At 37.9% G+C, this 20438-nt stretch carries 14 protein-coding genes; 9 read left to right on the top strand and 5 right to left on the bottom strand.

Annotation, left to right across the window (positions count from 1 at the left end; all coding sequences use genetic code 11):
- Positions 1-8 precede the first annotated feature (8 nt).
- Positions 9-1799: a translation elongation factor 4 gene (lepA, locus tag EDC17_RS13880; protein WP_132778666.1), complete on the bottom strand. Its 1791-nt coding sequence runs from the start codon at positions 1797-1799 to the stop codon at positions 9-11.
- A gap of 222 nt (positions 1800-2021) precedes the next feature.
- On the opposite strand from lepA, the gene EDC17_RS13875 reads away from it, so the two are divergent.
- The 5 genes from EDC17_RS13875 to EDC17_RS13855 all read left to right on the top strand — a co-directional run bounded on the left by EDC17_RS13875 (position 2022) and on the right by EDC17_RS13855 (position 12513).
- On the top strand, positions 2022-4865 hold the full coding sequence (locus EDC17_RS13875; protein WP_132778665.1) for a ligand-binding sensor domain-containing protein: 2844 nt from the start codon (positions 2022-2024) through the stop codon (positions 4863-4865).
- A gap of 271 nt (positions 4866-5136) precedes the next feature.
- Positions 5137-8139 carry a SusC/RagA family TonB-linked outer membrane protein gene (locus EDC17_RS13870; RefSeq protein ID WP_132778664.1) on the top strand — a complete coding sequence of 1001 codons (3003 nt, stop codon included), beginning with the start codon at positions 5137-5139 and terminating at the stop codon, positions 8137-8139.
- 21 nt (positions 8140-8160) lie between these two features.
- Positions 8161-9654, top strand: coding sequence for a RagB/SusD family nutrient uptake outer membrane protein (locus tag EDC17_RS13865; protein WP_132778663.1), 1494 nt, complete (start codon positions 8161-8163; stop codon positions 9652-9654).
- An 80-nt stretch (positions 9655-9734) separates the two neighbouring features.
- Complete coding sequence (locus EDC17_RS13860; protein ID WP_165894428.1) at positions 9735-11138, top strand: DUF4886 domain-containing protein; 1404 nt, start codon at positions 9735-9737, stop codon at positions 11136-11138.
- A 43-nt stretch (positions 11139-11181) separates the two neighbouring features.
- Complete coding sequence (locus tag EDC17_RS13855; protein ID WP_132778661.1) at positions 11182-12513, top strand: glucoamylase family protein; 1332 nt, start codon at positions 11182-11184, stop codon at positions 12511-12513.
- Positions 12514-12579: 66 nt separating this feature from the next.
- On the opposite strand, the gene fbaA is transcribed toward EDC17_RS13855, so the two are convergent.
- Positions 12580-13659, bottom strand: coding sequence for a class II fructose-bisphosphate aldolase (gene fbaA, locus EDC17_RS13850; protein WP_132778660.1), 1080 nt, complete (start codon positions 13657-13659; stop codon positions 12580-12582).
- A gap of 228 nt (positions 13660-13887) precedes the next feature.
- On the opposite strand from fbaA, the gene EDC17_RS13845 reads away from it, so the two are divergent.
- The 3 genes from EDC17_RS13845 to EDC17_RS13835 are packed head-to-tail and all read left to right on the top strand — an operon-like array spanning position 13888 to position 16874.
- On the top strand, positions 13888-14241 hold the full coding sequence (locus EDC17_RS13845) for an arsenate reductase (protein WP_132778659.1): 354 nt from the start codon (positions 13888-13890) through the stop codon (positions 14239-14241).
- Positions 14238-16196, top strand: a complete 1959-nt coding sequence (locus tag EDC17_RS13840; RefSeq protein WP_132778658.1) for a M1 family metallopeptidase — start codon at positions 14238-14240, stop codon at positions 16194-16196. Before EDC17_RS13845 ends, EDC17_RS13840 begins: the two co-directional genes overlap by 4 nt.
- On the top strand, positions 16197-16874 hold the full coding sequence (locus EDC17_RS13835) for a hypothetical protein (RefSeq protein WP_132778657.1): 678 nt from the start codon (positions 16197-16199) through the stop codon (positions 16872-16874).
- A 78-nt stretch (positions 16875-16952) separates the two neighbouring features.
- Here EDC17_RS13835 and EDC17_RS13830 read toward each other — a convergent pair whose 3' ends face one another.
- Complete coding sequence (locus tag EDC17_RS13830) at positions 16953-17582, bottom strand: carbohydrate-binding family 9-like protein (protein WP_132778656.1); 630 nt, start codon at positions 17580-17582, stop codon at positions 16953-16955.
- A complete protein-coding gene (locus EDC17_RS13825) occupies positions 17582-18697 on the bottom strand; it encodes a phosphotransferase enzyme family protein (RefSeq protein ID WP_132778655.1) in 1116 nt (371 codons plus the stop codon). The genes EDC17_RS13830 and EDC17_RS13825 overlap by 1 nt, the downstream gene beginning before the upstream one ends.
- Before the next feature lie 159 nt (positions 18698-18856).
- Between EDC17_RS13825 and EDC17_RS13820 the strand changes: the two genes are divergently transcribed.
- Positions 18857-20182: a hemolysin family protein gene (locus EDC17_RS13820; protein ID WP_132778654.1), complete on the top strand. Its 1326-nt coding sequence runs from the start codon at positions 18857-18859 to the stop codon at positions 20180-20182.
- On the opposite strand, the gene EDC17_RS13815 is transcribed toward EDC17_RS13820, so the two are convergent.
- On the bottom strand, positions 20179-20438 hold a 260-nt coding region (locus tag EDC17_RS13815), incomplete at its 5' end, for a thioredoxin family protein (protein WP_132778653.1). The two genes, EDC17_RS13820 and EDC17_RS13815, sit on opposite strands and share 4 nt — an antisense overlap.

Genomic DNA, 20438 nt, shown 5'->3' with positions numbered 1-20438 from the left:
AAACTCTTTTAGTCTAGCTTCAGAACAGCCATAAACGCCGATTGAGGAATCTCTACGTTACCTACCTGACGCATACGTTTTTTACCTTTTTTCTGTTTTTCTAGTAATTTACGCTTACGCGAAATATCACCACCATAACATTTAGCCGTTACATCTTTACGCAACGCCGAAATCGTCTCACGCGCAATAATCTTTGCTCCAATAGATGCTTGAATACGAATTTCGAATTGTTGACGTGGTAAAAGTTCTTTTAACTTTTCACAAATCTTTTTACCAAAATCGTAAGCATTGCTACGGTGAATTAAGGATGACAGCGCATCTACAGGTTCATCATTCAGACGAATATCCAACTTCACAAGATCCGACTGACGATAACCGATTTGGTGGTAATCAAAAGAAGCATAGCCTTTTGAAATAGTTTTTAATTTATCATAAAAATCAAAGACAATCTCACCCATAGGCATCTCAAAAGTCAATTCCACGCGGTCCGATGTCAAATACGATTGATTGATAATGGTACCTCGTTTTTGGATACATAGGGACATTACTGGACCTACGAAATCCGATTTGGTGATGATATTTGCTTTGATATATGGCTCTTCGATCATATCCAATTTACTTGGATCAGGCAAATCGGAAGGATTATGCACAACCACTTCTTCCTTGTCCTTCGTCAAGTACGCTTTATACGATACGTTGGGAACTGTAGTAATTACAGTCATGTTGAATTCACGTTCCAAGCGTTCTTGGATAATCTCCATATGCAGCATTCCTAAGAAACCACAACGGAAACCAAAGCCTAAAGCAGCAGAAGATTCTGGTTCGAATACCAATGAAGCATCGTTTAATTGTAAACGGTGCATAGACTCACGCAATTCCTCGTAATCCTCTGTATCAACAGGATAAATACCTGCGAAAACCATAGGTTTTACCTCCTCAAATCCTTGAATAGCATTCGGACTAGGACGATCTTTATGTGTGATGGTATCTCCTACTTTTACCTCACGCGCTTCTTTTATACCTGAGATGATATAACCCACATCACCGGTTTTGATCACTTCTTTAGGAACTTGATTTAATTTCAATGTACCTACTTCGTCTGCAAAATATTCTTTGCCTGTGGCAATGAATTTTACTTTATCCCCTTTGCGAATTTCCCCATTTTCAACTTTGAAATAAGCCATGATACCACGGAATGAGTTGAAAACAGAGTCAAAAATCAACGCTTGTAATGGCGCTTCAGGATCACCAACTGGCGCAGGAACACGCTCTACGATAGCACGTAATATATCTGGAATACCCAAACCTGTCTTCCCAGATGCAGGAATAATATCTTCACGTTTACCACCGATCAAATCAATGATTTGATCTTTTACCTCTTCTGGCATGGCACCAGGTAAGTCCATCTTATTTAGAACAGGAATAATTTCCAAATCATGCTCCATGGCTAAATAAAGATTCGAGATAGTCTGAGCTTGAATACCTTGTGAAGCATCTACGATCAATAATGCACCTTCACAAGCCGCAATAGAACGGGATACTTCATACGAGAAATCCACGTGTCCGGGTGTATCGATCAGGTTGAATGTATATTTTTGACCATCTTGAATATAATCCATTTGGATAGCATGACTCTTGATAGTGATACCACGTTCACGCTCCAAATCCATATTATCTAACAGCTGCGCTTGCGCCTCTCTTTGTGTAATAGTATTGGTATATTCTAATAATCTATCTGCCAAGGTACTTTTACCGTGGTCAATGTGTGCTATAATACAAAAATTACGTATATGCTTCATACAGGTTTTATGCCTTCAAATTAAAAAGCAAATATACTGTTTTAAAGCAGATATTTTATGTATTTTATGACATCGTAGCCACGCATAGCGTGAAGCAATATGAACTATTATTCCAAAATCTTTTAAGGAAAGATATTTTAATATTTATATTAGCGACAGGAGCTCTTGATAACCAATAAAACCAAACATCAAATTCAGTAATTCGACGCTATATTAGATTTTATGAGACATATTTACATTTTGATCGCTGTACTCCTATTCTTTTATACCGCCAATGCTCAATCTCTCTCTTCAATTGGAAGCCCTTATATTCAGAATTATTCCAAGTCACAATACAAAGCTGGAAACCAAAACTGGAGCATATCTCAGGATAAAGACGGTCTGATATACACCGCAAATAATGAAGGATTACTCGTATTTGATGGGGCGAATTGGGAACTTTACCCGCTGAGTAACAAAAAACATTTAAGAAGTGTCGCCCTTGCACCGAATGGTGATATCTATGTAGGCGGGAAAGAGGAATTTGGATTTTTTCAAAAAAAAGATGGAAAGTTCCTTTATCATCGAATTTCCGACCATGTAAAGCCCTCTCTTCTAGAAAACGATGAAATTTGGAAAATATTGATTCTGAAAGATGCTATAATATTTCAAGCATTCTCCAAATTATATATCTATAAGAACAATAAAATTGAAATACAGTACGGAAATGGAGAGCCTTTTCTATTTGCTCATCAGGTAGGCACTAATCTTTGGATAGAAAAAATCCCTTCCGGTCTTCAGAAATTAACACCCACATCAATAGTTCCGCTCTCAGATCAGATAAATAACATAATGACTATCCTTCCTACCGCTGAAAACAATTACCTCGTCGGAACAGCCAAAGAAGGTTTATTCCTGATGAACAACGATGGTACCATTCACAAATGGAACTTGAATCCACAACTCGATGCTATTCTTAAGGAAGCCCAAATAAATAATGGTATTAAAATTTCGGAGCAAATCTACGCATTTGGGACCATCAAAAATGGTATTTTCATTTTAGACACAAAGGGTCAACTTTTACAGCACTTACACAAACGTAATGGACTACAAAACAACACGGTACTAAGTATGACATTAGACCAGCAAGGCAATATTTGGGCTGGTCTGGATAATGGAATTGACCGGATTGAAATTAATGCGCCTTTCTACTATTACAAAGATATTTTTGGTGAGATCGGTACTGTTTATACGATTAAAATATTTCAGGATCATATCTATGTGGGCACCAATCAAGGCCTTTTCTATGCTCCGTGGCGTTTACAAGCAAATATTAACAATTTCGACCTACAATTCATTCCCGGCTCTCAGGGTCAGGTTTGGACTTTGGAAATTTTAAATAACCAGTTGATTTGCGGGCATAATGATGGAACCTTTGCAGTGGAAGGGAACAAAGTCAGAAAAATCAGTGATTGGACGGGTGGTTGGATCAACAAACAACATTCTCCTTCCATTTTTATTCAAGGTAATTATACCGGCCTGGCGACTTTTCTATTCCAAGAGAATAATTGGGTACTAAATCACAAATTCCAACTCCCTAAAGAAGCAATATTTGATCTTCTTGGCAAGGAAAAAAATCAATATTGGGTGGTGCTTAATAAAGGTCTGCTACTCGTTGATTTCTCCAGCACCTTTAAGACCATGCAAGTTCTAAAAACTTTTCGGTTCGCAACAGACTTCCCTAGTATACAACGTCTGAAAACGATTAGCATCGAGGGCAATAATATGTTTATCACGGATAAAGGTATATTTCTATATGACAATGTGCTTTCAAAATTCAATGCCTATACTGAATTAAATAAATCACTTGGCGATTTCTCTAAATCCAATTATGTAAAGCAAATCGACAAGAATAAATACATTTTTGCGCGCAATGGCAAGTTTGCGCAAGTGTATTTTGATAAATCCAAGATACAGATAGACTCGAGCAGCTTCAACGCGATAGGCAATTCGGTAATGAAAAGTTATGAGAATGTCGAACCCTATGAGCACAATTTATTTTTTGGCTTGGATAATGGAATAGCTGTCTTCAATCTTAATAATTACAAAAAAAATCCTATTACCAAACCGCTGATAAAAGGATACCGATATTTGAATGCCAACCAAGATAGCCTTTATCATCTGTATGCTACTACAAAAATCCCAAACAATAAAAATAACATACGAATCCACTTCATCTCCCCTTGGTATGCTAGTACCGCCTTAAAGTATCAGTACATTCTAGAGGGGTACAATTCCGAATGGTCAAGTTCTTCGGAGACGCCTTATGTAGACTTTACAAACTTGGAATGGGGAAACTATACATTTAAAGTACGTGCAATTTCAGATAATGGAGAGTACTCGGAGGTCACCGCCATCACCTTTAAATTACAGGCTCCATGGTACCTTTCTTGGCAAGCGCTGCTCATTTATGGCCTGATAGCAGGCATTGCATATTATATCGGCCGCAAAATGATTGTTGCCAAAATCGCAAGAGACAAGCAAAGAATCCGCGATGAATTTCAATTGCAACAAGAAGAACTGCTTCGAAAAGAAGCAGAAGAAAATGAAAAAAAATTGATGGCGCTCAAAAATGAACAATTGTCACAGGAACTGGAATTAAAAAACCGGGAGCTGGCTAACGCCGCGACCAACATAATATATAAAAATGAGCTCCTGGACAACTTACACCAAGAACTTTTGAAATTAAGAGATAAGAATGGCAAAGCATTATCCAACGAACAGCTGCAGAAAATCAACACTTTAATCAATAATGCAAAAAGCGATGATAGAGACTGGGATTTATTTGAAAAAAGCTTCAACGAGTCACATGAAAATTTCTTCAAAAAATTAAAAGTTAATTACCCATCACTCTCTCCAAATGACCTAAAACTGTGCGCCTATCTACGTCTTAATATGTCGAGTAAAGACATTGCATCACTCATAAATATTAGCATCCGTGGAGTCGAAATCAGAAGGTATAGGCTACGCAAAAAGTTCAATTTAGCTACCGACAAAAATCTTAATGAGTTTCTAATGGAGCTATAATCACTACATCATCACTACTACACGCATATTGTGTATAAAATACACAGATTATAATTTTTAGAGCAAGAACAATAATATCACAAAACTCTTATTACCAAATACTTAAACAAAAAATTATTAACTCCATGTAGAAGGTATTTTACATGAAGTAATAATGTGAAATACTTATATTTCATATTCAAACTAATACATCACATATTTGTTGTACACATAGTATGTTCTACACAAGAACCTCTGCAGGTAACTAATTTTAAAAACCAAACATTATTTTATGAGAAAGTTATATACTCTCTTTATTCTTATCTCCCTAAGTTTTAGCTATGCCTATGCGCAGGTAAAAACTATTACAGGGACCGTAAAGGATAGAATTACGCTGGAAAATTTAGCGGGAGTAACCATCATCGCTAGCGACGGTAAAAGTACGCAGACAAATTCGGATGGTTTCTTTACATTGGAAGTTCCAACTTCAGGCACTATTTCAGCGCGATATCTGGGTTACATCGCTACTACCATCAATATCACTTCACAAAATTCGTACAACATCTTAATGGATAGCGATGATCAAGCGCTAGATGAAGTGGTTGTAATTGGATATGGTAGGGCTAATAAGAGAGACCTAACAGGTTCTATCACCCAAATTAAGGGAGAAGATATTGTTGACAAGCCAGGAACAAATCCTATTGCGAATTTACAAGGCAAGGTGCCGGGATTGCAAGTAACAAATTCAGGAAGACCTGGTCAAGAGCCTGATATCCGCATTCGCGGTACTAATTCAATTAATGGCGCTAAGCCACTTTATGTTGTTGACGGGTTATTAAATGATAATATTAATTTCTTAAATCCAAACGACATTGAAACCATTGAGGTATTAAGAGACCCTTCTAGCTTAGCTATTTTCGGTGTACGTGGTGCAAATGGTGTCATCGCCATAACTACGAAACGCGCACGATTAGGCCAATTAAATTTTGAGTTTAATTCCCGATTAGGAATAAAGAATGTGGCAAAACGCATGGACATGGCAAATGCCGAACAGTTCAAAGAATTGTATGAAGAGCAGCGTTTTAACCAAGGTAATTATCCATACGATTATACAAATTGGACGGGAAATACAAATTGGCAAGATGAAATTTTCAAAAACGGCATCTTAAACTATAACAATTTGAGCGTGAGCGGAGCTACAGATAATAACACTTTCCGAATGGGCTTAGGATATTCAACAGACGAAGGTATTATCAATCATGAAAAACATAGTCAAATAACTTTTAATGTTACTGATGAAGTTAAATTGACTGATAATTTAAGAACAGGAATTGTATTAAACGGCTATAGAGCACGATTGCCGCAACAACGTGGAGTATTCGGAGCTATACTTGCTGCTCCAATTGCACCTGTTTTTAATAACGAATACGGTCTTTATCACTCAATGCCTGATTTTCAACGTGCACAAGTGAATAATCCATTGGTAGATATTGAAGAACGTAAAAACACATATATAGGTATTAACTATAGAGCATTAGCAAACTGGTATGCTGAAGTTGACTTCCTAAAAAACTTTAATTTTAGAGTTAACCTCTCAGCAGATTATGGTTTTAACAATTTTAGATCTTATCAAGGATTAGTATCCGTATATAATCCAGATATCCAAGCCGATGATAAAAGAGAACGTATAGGAAATCAATTAACTTCTGTTAATCACGAACAAAATACACATTACAAATATCAAACAGATTGGCTACTAAATTATAAAAACACGTTTGATAAACATAACCTGACTCTAATGGGAGGTTTTACTACCTATTTACAAGGTCTTGAGGCCACTACAGCTCGTAGAACACAAGGTCAAGGCATAGAAATTCCGAATGATCCAGACTACTGGTATGTTAATATTGGGGATCCTAATACAACAACCGGAAATTCAACCGCATCTGAATACCGTACATTATCATGGTTAGGTCGAGCATTGTATAATTACGATGGAAGATATTTAATAAACACCTCTTTTCGTAGGGATGGAAGTTCAGCATTTGCAAAAAATGGTAAACCTTGGCAAAATTTCTATTCCATCGGTACTGCATGGGTAGTCAGTCAAGAAAGCTTCATGCAGAATGTGGAATCTATAAATAATCTAAAATTGAAAGCCTCCTGGGCTTCATTAGGAAATCAAAATGTAGGCGGAAATTGGTATCCAATGTACCCATTAATGGTTCCAGGAAATTCTGCGGTCTTTGGTGATGATTTAATTCCAGCATATGAAGCTGAATATATTCCAGACCCGAACTTGCATTGGGAAGTTGTTAAGGCATGGGAAGCAGGCTTTGAATTAAATGCACTTCAAAATCGTTTGAGTGTAGAAGCTGTGTATTACAATAAAAATACGGAAGATATTTTAGTACGTGTTCTAGGTATCTTAGGTAGTAAGCCAGGACTAAGTAATCTAGGTACTATCCAAAATAAGGGTTTTGAAGCAGGTGTGTCATGGTCACAAAGCCTGAATGAGAATTGGAGTTACTCCATAAGTGGTAATATTACAACAGTAAAAAACAAAGTAGTAAAACTTTCTACCGATGGTTACGATATTATCAATGGGGCCTCTCGCACTATTGCGGGGTACCCTATTGGATATTTTTGGGGATATATTCACGACGGAATATTCCAAACACAAGCCGACGTAAATCAATACGCGACCAATGGCTTAGGTGGAGGGCCTTTCCTACCTGGGGATATAAAATACAGAGATCTTGATGGGAATGGTGTAATCAATTCACAAGACAGAACTATGATTGGTAATCCTACTCCTGATTTTTATTATGGTATTTCACTAGGTACAACTTACAAAAATTTTGATTTAGGAATTGAATTACAAGGGCTTTATGGAAATGAAATATTAAGAACTTGGAATCAAAATCAATTTGCTACCTATAATTTTTTGACGGATAGATTAGGTAGGTGGAATGGTGTCGGATCATCAAATTGGGAACCAATCATACATGAAGGAAGATCAGTAAATAGACAATATTCAACTTACTTTATTGAAGATGGTAGCTTCTTCAGAATCCGAGATATTTCATTAGGATATACCTTACCATCAGAAACAATATCACGTATGCGCTTGAAAAGTTTACGTCTTTTCTTAAATGCACAGAATGTGGCAACATTTTCAAATAATACAGGATTCACTCCTGAAATTGGCGGTAGCACAACATCATTTGGTGTAGACAATGGGACTTATCCTGTTCCTGCAATTTACACTTTTGGTTTAAATTTAAATTTTTAAAGATTATTTAAGTTATTCATTATGAAAACAATAACACATAGATATAAAATAATCACTAGCATTCTCCTTATAATACTCTTTGGAAGTTGTAGTAAAGATTGGTTAGATATTAAACCAAAAGGGAGATTTACCGAGGAGGATATGCCTACAGGGTCGTTGGAAGGTCAAGTATTTGCCGCATATGCTGGCTTACGCTCTGAAGCTACAAGTGGTCTACCCTACGTTGCATTACACAACATTCGTTCGGATGATGCGCAATTAGGAAGCAGCACGGGTGATGAAGCTAGTGCAGGACCTATTTTCGACAATTTCAATTATCCATTAGACTATTGGTTGGTAAATAATTATTGGACTGGACATTATAATTTAATAAACCTTACGAACAATGTCCTAGCGACAGCTGATTCAATTGATAATCCTTCAGAAGGGACATTAGCAAATATTGGCGAAATGAAATTTTTACGTGCTTGGGCGTACTTTAATATGGTAAGGACTTTTGGTGAGGTACCGTTAATTAATTTCAGAATTACCGATCAAGCCTCAGCGAATGTTCCAAAATCTAGCATTAATGATATTTATCAGCAAATAGATGCAGATTTAGCTGATGCAGTTACCTATTTACCATCTACTTGGCCTAGCCATCCTGGCCGTATCACAAAAGGTGCAGCATTAGCTGTACAAACGAAAGCTTTTATGGCGCGCAAAAGATTTAGTGAGGCTTTAGCTTCTGCTATGCAGGTAATTAATTCAGAAGTTTACGATTTGAGTGTTCCATTCAATATGATTTTCCGCGAGGAAAGTGAGAATAGTAAAGAATCAATTTTTGAAATTCAAGCCCTGTTTGATGGGGTTCAAAATTTTGGGGTAACTTATGCTAGTCGTCAAGGTGTGCGCGGATCAGGTTCTTGGGATTTGGGATGGGGATGGAATATTCCTCACCCTAGACTACTTGAAGCTTTTGAGCCAAACGATCCACGTAAAGATGTAACATTTTTATATTCTGGTCAGCGAAACGAGCCTTATGGGGAAGTACTACCAGACAATCTGCCGAGACCTTATTGGAATAAAAAAGTATACACAAATCCAACTTTAAGATCAAGATACGGTAGTAGATTTGGAGATTGGTTTAATGTACGTCTGATTCGTTATGCCGACGTAGTGCTTCTCGCAGCTGAAGCAGCTAACGAAGTAGGTGGAAATACAAATATTGACTTAGCATTAGACTTATTAGAGCGTGTAAGAGCGCGTGCGAGAGGTGGTAACGCTACTATTTTACCTGCTGTCACTACACGCGATCAAGTAGCTCTTCGTAATGCGATTCGTCATGAAAGACAAGTCGAATTAGGGATGGAAAATGAGCGTTTTTATGATTTGATTCGCTGGGAAATTGATGTACAAACAATGCGTGACGCAGGTCATGTGAATTATCAGCTAAAACATCGCTTCTTCCCTATCCCTCAACCTGAAATTGATAAATCGGCTGGAGTTTTAATCCAAAACCCAGACTACAGATAACCTATAAATAGCATATTATGAAATTGATATATAACATAATTTCTTTTTTGACTCTTATTCTAGTAATGGGCTGTCAAAAAATGGAACGACCAGAGATGACTATTATTCCTGATCCAGCTGACGATGGCACGATTCGAGTATTAGCTATTGGTAATAGTTTTTCAGAGGATGCAATTGAAACACATTTATATGATATAGCTAAAGCTAATGGTCAGAAAATCATTATTGGCAATCTGTACATTGGTGGTGCTACCTTAGCGCAGCATGTAAACAATGTAAAAGCAAATGCCGGCGCATATAGCTTTCGCAAAATTGATGCTGAAGGAAATAAAACTACAGTAGCCAATACATCCATTGCGACAGCTTTGGCAAGCGAAAATTGGACACATATCAGTTTTCAACAGGAAAGTTCTAATTCTGGAAAATTTGACACATGGTCTGCTTCCTTGGCTGAATTGTACAACTATGTAGCACCGCGGGCTAAAAATGAAAATGTAAAATTTATTTTACACCAAACTTGGGCGTATGCAAAAAACTCAACACATGCGGGATTTGATAATTATAACAAAGACCAAATGGAAATGTATAAAGCCATTGTAGATGCAGTAAACAAAGCGAAAGATCTGGTTGACATTGATATAATTATCCCTGCTGGAACGGCTATTCAAAATGGAAGAACTAGTGTTGTAGAAGACAATTTCACACGTGATGGTTACCATTTGAGCATGCCTTTAGGCAGGTATTTAGCCGCCTGTACTTGGTATGAAAGTCTTATGGGGATTAACGTTGTAGGTAATAGTTATAAGCCCCAAGGTTTATCCGATTTTGAAGTTGCGATAGCACAAAATGCAGCACACCTGGCTATACAAAAACCAAACGAAGTAACTCCGATGACTGATTTCCAAGGAGGAGCCGGTGGACCTTTGACAAGTAGTGTATTATTGGATTTTGGAAATAACGCTGCTGCTAACCATTGGAATCAAATCAATTCATTCTTAGCTGGCACTTCTATTAATTTAAAAGATAGCATAGGCTCCTATGTTGGCATCAAATTAACCATTACTGAACGTTTTAATGGTGTCAATGCAGACGGACCAACAACAAGCAATACTTCATTAAACATGCCTGCTACTGTTTCGAGATATTCCTACTTTGGTAATTCTAAAGCTGCATTTGGAGGAATGACAATTGTACAAAGCAAATTTGAATTGACAGGTTTAGACAAAGATTTAACGTACGATATATCATTCTTCGGGTCAAGAGGTAATGTCTCTGACAACCGTGAAACAAAATACATTTGCTCTGGAACTAACGAAGTCATTGTACGATTGAACACTTCAAATAATAGCACAAATGCGGTTGTAGCTAAAGATATTAAGCCTGATAGTTCAGGAAAAATAACAGTTACTGTCACTTCGGGTGAAAACAACACTAACGGATCAGGATTCTATTATTTATCAGCAGCAAGACTTATTTCTAAATAATTCGTATTCCTCCTCTCTTAAGGAGGAATACATTTTACATACTATGAGATTACACTTTATATATTTATTAGCAATTGGTTTAATATCGGGATGCAAATCATCTGATATAAATAAGCATGATAAGGCAACAGAAGATTTCCTTACCAATATCCAACAACAAACTTTTCAATACTTTTGGGAAGGTGCTGAACCGAACTCCGGGTTAGCGCGAGAGCGTATTCACATCGATGGTGTATATCCCGAAAATGACCAAAATGTAATCACCATTGGGGGGAGTGGTTTTGGTTTGATGTCTATTCTCGTAGGTTTACATAATGATTTTATCAGTAAGGAAGAAGGCTTACAACGCTTCCACAAAGCTTTACATTTTTTGGATAGCATACCTCGCTTCCAAGGTGCTTGGTCCCACTGGTACCATGGAGACACCGGCAAACCAAAAGCTTTCAGTACGCGCGATGATGGTGGCGATTTGGTAGAAACCGCATTCTTAGCCCAATCACTCATCACAGTAAGAGAATTTTATAAAGATGGTAATGCGCAGGAACAAGAAATTGCGAAACTTGCTGATACACTTTGGCGTGGAATCAATTGGGATTTTTACCGCAATGGCAAAGATGTACTCTTCTGGCATTGGAGTCCTAATCACGGTTGGGGCATGAACCACGCTATTCAAGGATTTGATGAATGTATGATTACTTACATATTGGCAGCCTCTTCCCCCACTCATCCGATACCTGCTTCTACCTACCACAATGGATGGGCTAGAGCCGGCGGTATTAAGAGTGATAACAAAAAATATGAAATACCTACGCTGGTGAAGCACAATGCAAAACCAGGAGAAGTAGGTCCATTATTCTGGTCGCATTATTCTTTCCTTGGATTAAATCCATTTGGTCTTCAAGATCAATATGCAAACTATGAGGATGTCGTAAAAAATCACACTCAAATACATCTAGCCTACGCACAAGCAAACCCTAAAAATTTCAAAGGTTATGGCGCAGATAAAGGTTGGGGATGGACCGCGAGCTACTCGACGAATGGATATAACTCCCATCACCCGGACAATGACCCCACAGGTGTAATCTCTCCTACTGCAGCTATTTCTTCTATTCCATATGCTCCGCAGGAAAGTATGAACTTTATGAAATACCTAATGGATAATCTAGCAGATAAAACTTGGGGTAAATATGGTTTTTATGACGCCTATAGCGAAACTGAAAATTGGTTTCCGCAACGTTACTTGGCAATCGATCAAGGCCCTATGGTCGTGATGATTCAAAATTACAAGAACAATTTTATTTGGGATCTTTTTATGAACGCGCCAGAAGTAAAAGATGGACTTGCTAAATTGGGTTTCAAAAGCACTAAATATTAAGGAAAATGAATATTAAAAAGGGGTGTCCGAAAATTCGGACTCCCTTTTTTGTTAGATGCTATGTTATTACAATTTGCTGTTTACATCAATAGCATTCAACTCCGCAAACGCTTGTTTCAAACGTTCTACAAAAGCTTCTTCACCTTTGCGTAACCATACGCGTGGATCGTAATATTTCTTGTTAGGTGAATCAGAACCTTCTGGGTTACCGATTTGACCTTGTAAATAATCATGGTTTTTAGCTACATATCCACGAACACCATCCCAGAATGCCCATTGCATATCTGTATCAATGTTCATTTTGATAGCGCCGTATGAGATTGCTTCAGCGATTTCTTCCGGAGAAGAACCTGAACCACCGTGGAATACGAAGTTCACAGGTTTTTCTGCTGTCAAATTAAATTTCTCACGAATATATTGCTGTGAGTTATTCAAAATAACAGGTTGCAATTTCACGTTACCTGGTTTGTACACACCATGTACATTACCAAAAGCAGCCGCTACAGTGAATTTGTCAGATACTTTTGACAACTCTTCGTATGCGTAAGCTACCTCTTCAGGTTGCGTATATAATTTAGAGCTATCTACATCCGAATTATCAACACCATCTTCTTCTCCACCTGTTACACCCAATTCGATTTCCACAGTCATACCTAGTGGCTTCATGCGCGCTAAGTATTTCGCAGAAATCTCGATGTTTTCTTCAATTGGCTCTTCTGATAAATCCAACATGTGCGAAGAGAATAAAGGCTTGCCGTTTTGTGCAAAGAACTTTTCACCAGCGTCAAGTAAACCATCAATCCAAGGAAGTAATTTCTTAGCCGCGTGGTCAGTGTGCAAAATTACCGCAACACCATAGTGCTCAGCTAATAAATGAACGTGTTGAGCAGCTGATACAGCTCCCAAAATACATGCTTTTAATCCATCGTTATTTAATGTTTTACCAGCATAAAATTGTGCACCACCGTTTGATAATTGTACAATAACAGGTGAATTTACAGCTTTAGCTGTCTCTAGAACTGCATTAATGGAGTTTGTGCCGATTACATTTACAGCAGGCAAAGCAAATTTGTGTTTTTTAGCGATTTCAAATAACTCTTGAACTTGATCTCCCGTCAAAACACCTTTATAATCTATTAGGCTCATTTTGTATTATTTTTAATGAAGTTATAAAAATATAATTATTTTTTCAGTAAAAAAAATAATGGTGTAATAAATACACTATGATATCCGACGATATGCTATTATATTAGAAAAGCATCGATAATCAGTGTATTGATGCCTTTCGCTACTATCTATCAAATTTATGACGGTACAAAATAGAAATAATCATTACATTTATGCTATTATAGCAAATACTTAAGAATACATATTATGTTACACGTTTACGGCATTAAAAATTGCAACACAGTAAAAAAAGCGTTGGATTGGCTGAATGAAAACCAAATCGAATACACCTTTCATGATTATAAAAAAGAGCCCGCACAAGAATCTAAACTAAAGGAATGGGAAAAAATAGTTTCTTGGGAAGAGTTGGTTAATAAAAAAGGGACCACTTGGAAGAAGTTGACTCCCGAGCAACAAGCTACAGTAGTAGATGATGCTTCGGCACGCGAAGTCCTATTGCAAAATAACAGCATGATTAAACGTCCTGTCATTGAAGTACAAAATGAACTTATATTAGGCTTTAACGAAGATACATATAAACAAAAACTAGCTAATTTATGATAAGAAATATTTCGAAAAATATTATTCTAGGCCTAGCTGTGGCCAGCCTATCCCTTCCCTTGGCGCAAGCACAAGTGAAAAGTGAATACAGCTATTTAGAAGCTTTTGGTCCAGGTTTTTATACCTCGGATGGATCCGTATACCGATCAGTAAGTGGCAAGCCCGGACCGCAATATTGGCAAAATGCAGCAAGCTACACCATTAAAGCTTCGCTTGACGACAAATCGGATCGAATCAAAGGTTCATTAACAGTTACCTATACGAACAATAGCCCTGAAGATTTGGATTTTGTGTGGTTTCAGTTGGATCAAAACCTATTCAACTCTAAGTCTAGAGGTCAAGCTATTGTACCGCTGAGTGACAGCCGCTATGGCAGTGCATCCAGCACTTTCGAGGGTGGATATACCTTACAAAATGTCAAAATTAACAATACGCAGACGACCGACTATGTCATCACGGATACAAGAATGCGTATCAACCTGCCTAAAGCATTAGCCGCAAAGGGTGGTCAAGTAACATTCGCTATGGATTTTGAATTTGCGGTGCCTGAATATGGAGCTGATAGAACGGGGATTTTACCAACCAAAAATGGTAAAATATATGCAATCGCACAATGGTATCCGCGAGTATGTGTTTTTGACGATATAATAGGTTGGAATGTGCAACCTTATACAGGTCCGGGTGAGTTTTATTTAGAATTTGGTGACTTCAACGTGGAGATTACAGCTCCTGCTAATCATATCGTGGCATTGGGCGGCGAATTATTGAATCCATCCGAAGTGTGGACTTCCACGCAACTAGCGCGCTACAATGAGGCTAAAAATTCTGACAAGACCGTGATGATTCGCAATTTAGCGGAATTGACTGATAAAAACTCCCGTCCGAACAAGAATACGCTGACGTGGAAATATAAATTAATTAATGCGCATGATGTCGCATGGACTTCATCTGCAGCATTCATTGTGGATGGTGCCAAAATCAACTTACCATCGGGCAAGACTAGTTTGGCTTTATCACTGTATCCCGAAGAAAGTAATGGTAGCAATGGTTGGGAAAGATCGACAGAATACACTAAAGCGTCTATAGAGCACTACTCTAAAAAATGGTACGAATACCCCTACCCTGTAGCTGTCAATGTGGCTTCTAATGTTGGCGGTATGGAATATCCAGCTTTATCTTTCTGTGGTTACAAAGCTAAGGGTGGCGACCTTTGGGGAGTGACTGACCATGAATTCGGACACAATTGGTTTCCGATGATTGTCGGTAGCAATGAAAGACTTCATGCTTGGATGGATGAAGGATTCAACACATTTATCAATGAAATCTCTACTGCGCACTTTAACAAAGGTGAGTATAATATGCGCTACGGCAACAAGAACTTCCTGACACAAGCTATATTTAATCCAAGTTTAGAACCTGTTGCAAGTTCTCCGCAAAACATGCGTGAACGTCATATCGGGTACCTTGCTTATTACAAGCCGGCTTATGCGTTACGCCTATTGCGTGAAGAGATTATTGGTCCTGAGCGTTTTGATGTAGCATTCCGCAAGTACATTGAATATTGGGCTTATAAACATCCCACACCAAACGATTTCTTCCGTACGATAGAGAATGAAACAGGTGAAAATCTAAATTGGTTTTGGCGCGGAATGTTCCAAAATAATTGGCAAATGGATCAGGCTATCTCCGAAGTACGCTATGTCGAGCTAGACCCTGCAAAAGGCGCTCTAGTGACTGTACAAAATCTGGGTAAGTTGCCTATGCCGATAGAAATTGAGGCAACGACAGAGAGTGGTAAAAAAATAACAACTAAATTACCAGTAGAAGTATGGGAAAGAAACAAAACGTGGACATTCAAGTTAAATTCGACAGAAAAGTTAACGAAGGTGCAGTTAGACCCTAGAAATGTCTATCCTGATTTCAATCCCGAAAATAATTCTTGGAAAACAAAATAGATGATAAGATATAGCATTATAGCATTTTTTATGGCTGTGGTTGGCATGAGCCACGCACAAAACATACAAGGTTTTGTGTATGACTTGGTATCGAGCCAACCCATACAAAATGTAGAAATTAAAAATATTCGTACCAAAGAGGTGACGAATTCGGATAGAAATGGGGCCTTTAAAATTGAAGGGCAGGTCAATGATTATTTGGCTGTTCAGATTTTTGGTTACGAGGCGGATACTATTTTCTATTACGATGACGCCATCCGACGTATCTATCTCAATAAGGATGAAAGTATCCTAACCATTGACGAAGTATTGGTCAAGCGCCTGACAGACAATGTCCTTGCCAAAGAACTAGAAAAGGCACGTAATGCAGGAAAAATAGTAGAGATCCCACGTAATCAAGGAGGCATTAAGATTTCGCCTTCGCGCCTTTTTAGTCGTGAATCCAAAAATGCACGACGCAGTATGGATATATTGTACGAGGAGTATCAAGCACGGAAAATTGACCGCCGGTTCACCAAGCATCTCATAGCTTCCTTATTGCCGCTTAATGAAGCCGATATAGCCCTCTTTAGGGAGCGTTTTAGGCCTTCTGTGGAATTTATCGAAAACACTACAGAAGAAGACTTACGCGCTTATATCATCGAAAGCTACACGGTTTTCAAGAACGAAAAAAAGTAATATAAATTTAAAATGCCCCAAGTTACAGTTTGTACTTGGGGCGTTTTTTTATAAAGTATTTATATTAAAGTTCCTTGCTTACTTTACGAATTGGATTTCACCGAAGAATTCCGGTAGGTGAAAATTTGGCTTCGGATAGTCAATTCTATTCCACGAAATGAAATGTGGCTGCGGCAGGCCATCTCCACATTTGTAAAAATTCGCATGAAATGTCTCCCCTTCCAATGCAACATCGCCAAATAAAGTTCTCGGGATTATTAGTACCGAACTCCATCGCTTAACACCTTTATTTTTAATTAGATTAACCCATACATCTACAGTATCTATTTCCTCAGCGCTCAGCCTATTACGTTCACTTTTGATTGCAGGTCCATAGCCAATAAGTCCCGTTCCCAGCACATTAAATTCAAAATTGTAGTAGGTTTGTTTATTATCAAAAGATAGGAAAAACTCCACACAGCTATCCTCCCATACATTTTCGTTGGCTCGTATCGCGCTTGCCTTTACATATTCCTCCTGCACATCATATTGTAGGAAAATATGTTGATCGTCATACGCAATCTTAAATTTCACCTCAGGGGTATAAGGATATTGACCTGCCCAGGATGCCTGATCGATACTTTGCCATGATATCCCTTCAAAGGCTGACTCTATCGTTGTACTATCTATGGTCGGAATCTGAATCTTATGTACTTGTAATGACTTCATTATTTTTTGAGAGATAGATTGTTTCTTAATATACCTTTTAGCTCTTCCTCATGCTTTTCCAATTCTTGGACTAATTTAATCTGTGCACGGGTACGAACCAAATTATGGTCAATATAATGAATTTTGTAGTATTGATCACCTTCTAAATAATCCGTCAAGAAACGTACTGCCTGCATAAATGGCAATAGCAGCACACCATAGAATAGCGATTCCACCTCTTTCTCCGTCATGAAGTCCGCTTCTAACAAATAACCTTGTGTATAGGCTTCGAACAATGGTATATTGAGTACAATTTTGGAAAGTTCTTTTTCGTCTTCAGCAGCAGAATTGATGATTGTACGAATCGCATCACCAAAATCATAAGCCACATATCCCGGCATGACTGTATCCAAATCAATAACGCATTGCACTTCATCGTTCTCGTCTAATAATACATTATTAAACTTCGTATCATTGTGCGTAATCCGCAAAGGCAACTCCTCTTCTTCGGCCATACGAAGCACGGTACGCATACGATGTTCCCGTGAATAGATATACGCCAAAATATCCTCTACCTCATGTACACGATTAACCGGATTGTTGACGATAGCTGTCCGAAGATTTTTCATTCGGAAATCAATATTATGAAAATTAGGAAGGACCTCCACAATCTGACGAGCATCCAGCGTGGACAACTGCTTCTGGAACTGTCCAAAGGCACGACCACCAGAAAAAGCTTGCTGGAACGTCTCCACAATATCGTAGCTCTTTACATTATCCAAAAGGATAAATATCCGCCAATAATTGCCATTAGGATCCTTATAGTAGCGAAGCCCATTCTTACAAGGTATAATTGTAAGGGTGTGCTTCTCTACTTCATTGACCATTGAAGCCAGTACGGATTTCAGATGATCTGTGACCAATTGAATATTTTTCATTAGGCCATCTATATCGGGAAAAATATGATGATTTATCTTTTGGAGTAAAAAAGCTGTCTCCGAGTTGATAATACGAACTTTGAAAGTATCATTAATATGCCCTGACCCAAACTTGTCAATACTTTCGATTTCGCCGTTAATATCAAATTGAGAAACTACATCTTTAAGCTCTAACAAAACGTTATTGGTTAAATTCATGTACTTGATTTTCAAATTAATCACCAATATCAATATTTCATTGAATTAAATAAAGCTTTTTTTTATATCAAACGTTTGCACCAAATTATAAAAGTTTTAAACGAGTAACTCCTATTATTTTATTATATTCGTAATCAATAGAAGATTACAATCATATTTATGATAACAGAGATAGTCGTCATTTTGGTGTTGATGGTACTTAATGGTATTTTGTCCGCCTCCGAAATAGCCATAGTTTCCAGTAGAAAAGCACGTTTACAATCGATTAGTGAGAAAAATACAGGGGCAAAAAGAGCACTCAAATTAAAAGATAATCCTAACCAATTCTTATCCACCGTACAAATTGGAATTACTTTAATCGGTATTTTGACCGGTTTTTTTTCAGGTGGAGCGGTATCGACATATTTGGCTGGAGTATTAAAAAATGTTCCGCTATTAGCACCTTACAGTGAGACCCTCTCCATTGGTCTTGTCGTAATAACAATTACTTATCTTACCTTGGTTATCGGTGAATTAGTACCAAAACGAATAGGTATGGCAATACCAGAGAAATATGCGTCCTTCGTCGCTATTCCAATGGATACATTGAGCAAAATCGTAAGACCATTTGTGTGGTCTTTGTCCATATCGACCAATTTTATCGTAAAACTGTTGAACATTAAGTCCAGCAGCAATGCCGTAACCGAAGAAGAAATTAAAGCGCTCGTCGACGAAGGCGTGAATAGCGGCGTAATCGAAGGTTTTGAACACGATTTTGTAGATAGATTATTGGATATTGGTGACAAACGTGCTATCAATATCATGGTACACCGTAACGATATTACCTATTTGGATATGCAGAATACCTTTGACGAGATCCGTGATTATATTCTGAAATCTAACCATACTGAATATCCTGTGTGTGACGGTCACTTTGACAATATGAAGGGTATCATTACCACCAAAGACCTACTTAAAGCTTATTTGCTGAATGACCATCCAGATATCAAAAAATTGATTCAGCCTATACCTTTCGTTAACGAAAATAGCGGAATATATTCGGTGCTGGAAGTCGTAAAAAGCAGTAAGGTTACCCAGGCGGTAGTGATTGACGAATACGGTACTCCCCAAGGTATCATTACGCTAAAAGACATCTTAGGCAACTTAGTTGGCGCATTTGACGAAGAGACCAAAGACAATAAATCCAAGTTAGTTCGTATGCGTGAAGACGGTTCTTACATCATTGATGGACGTTATCAGCTGGATGATTTCTTTGAGCGATTTGAAATCGAACTCAGTGAAGAGGATGAAGAAGAAATCTCGAATGTGACGACGGTCGGTGGTTTGGTATTTTTGTTATTGGATCATATTCCGGCGGAAGGTGAATCTATCAATTACAAAGGATTGAAACTCGAAGTAATTGACATGGATGGCAATCGTATTGACAAAATAGCGATGAATAAGATCCTATATTCGAATTCGGATCTTTCCGATAACATCGATTAAGAAATATATTTTTCAATAATTGCGATTAGATCTCTTTGAGTAAGAAGTCCACTTTGTCGCCATACTTGTTGGCCTAAGTGATATAATATCAATGTAGGAACACCTTGCACCGCAAAGCCGCGTGCCAATGCTGGATTTTTGTCCACGTCAATTTTTAGGATAGACAGGTTCTCGGCAAAATGTGCTTTCACTTCCTGGAGGACAGGAGCTAATGTCTGGCAGGGTCCACACCACCCCGCTGTGAAATCTACTAACA

Origin of the sequence: Sphingobacterium alimentarium, assembly GCF_004342685.1 — a bacterium.
Taxonomy (GTDB): domain Bacteria; phylum Bacteroidota; class Bacteroidia; order Sphingobacteriales; family Sphingobacteriaceae; genus Sphingobacterium; species Sphingobacterium alimentarium.
Note: the sequence above shows the minus strand (reverse complement) of the source record. Positions and strands in the feature narration are given on the sequence as shown.

Coding starts and splice junctions, on each gene's coding strand:
- lepA (WP_132778666.1), bottom strand. CDS start 1,799: ATGAAGCATATACGTAATTTTTGTATTATAGCACACATTGACCACGGT.
- EDC17_RS13875 (WP_132778665.1), top strand. CDS start 2,022: ATGAGACATATTTACATTTTGATCGCTGTACTCCTATTCTTTTATACC.
- EDC17_RS13870 (WP_132778664.1), top strand. CDS start 5,137: ATGAGAAAGTTATATACTCTCTTTATTCTTATCTCCCTAAGTTTTAGC.
- EDC17_RS13865 (WP_132778663.1), top strand. CDS start 8,161: ATGAAAACAATAACACATAGATATAAAATAATCACTAGCATTCTCCTT.
- EDC17_RS13860 (WP_165894428.1), top strand. CDS start 9,735: ATGGAACGACCAGAGATGACTATTATTCCTGATCCAGCTGACGATGGC.
- EDC17_RS13855 (WP_132778661.1), top strand. CDS start 11,182: ATGAGATTACACTTTATATATTTATTAGCAATTGGTTTAATATCGGGA.
- fbaA (WP_132778660.1), bottom strand. CDS start 13,659: ATGAGCCTAATAGATTATAAAGGTGTTTTGACGGGAGATCAAGTTCAA.
- EDC17_RS13845 (WP_132778659.1), top strand. CDS start 13,888: ATGTTACACGTTTACGGCATTAAAAATTGCAACACAGTAAAAAAAGCG.
- EDC17_RS13840 (WP_132778658.1), top strand. CDS start 14,238: ATGATAAGAAATATTTCGAAAAATATTATTCTAGGCCTAGCTGTGGCC.
- EDC17_RS13835 (WP_132778657.1), top strand. CDS start 16,197: ATGATAAGATATAGCATTATAGCATTTTTTATGGCTGTGGTTGGCATG.
- EDC17_RS13830 (WP_132778656.1), bottom strand. CDS start 17,582: ATGAAGTCATTACAAGTACATAAGATTCAGATTCCGACCATAGATAGT.
- EDC17_RS13825 (WP_132778655.1), bottom strand. CDS start 18,697: ATGAATTTAACCAATAACGTTTTGTTAGAGCTTAAAGATGTAGTTTCT.
- EDC17_RS13820 (WP_132778654.1), top strand. CDS start 18,857: ATGATAACAGAGATAGTCGTCATTTTGGTGTTGATGGTACTTAATGGT.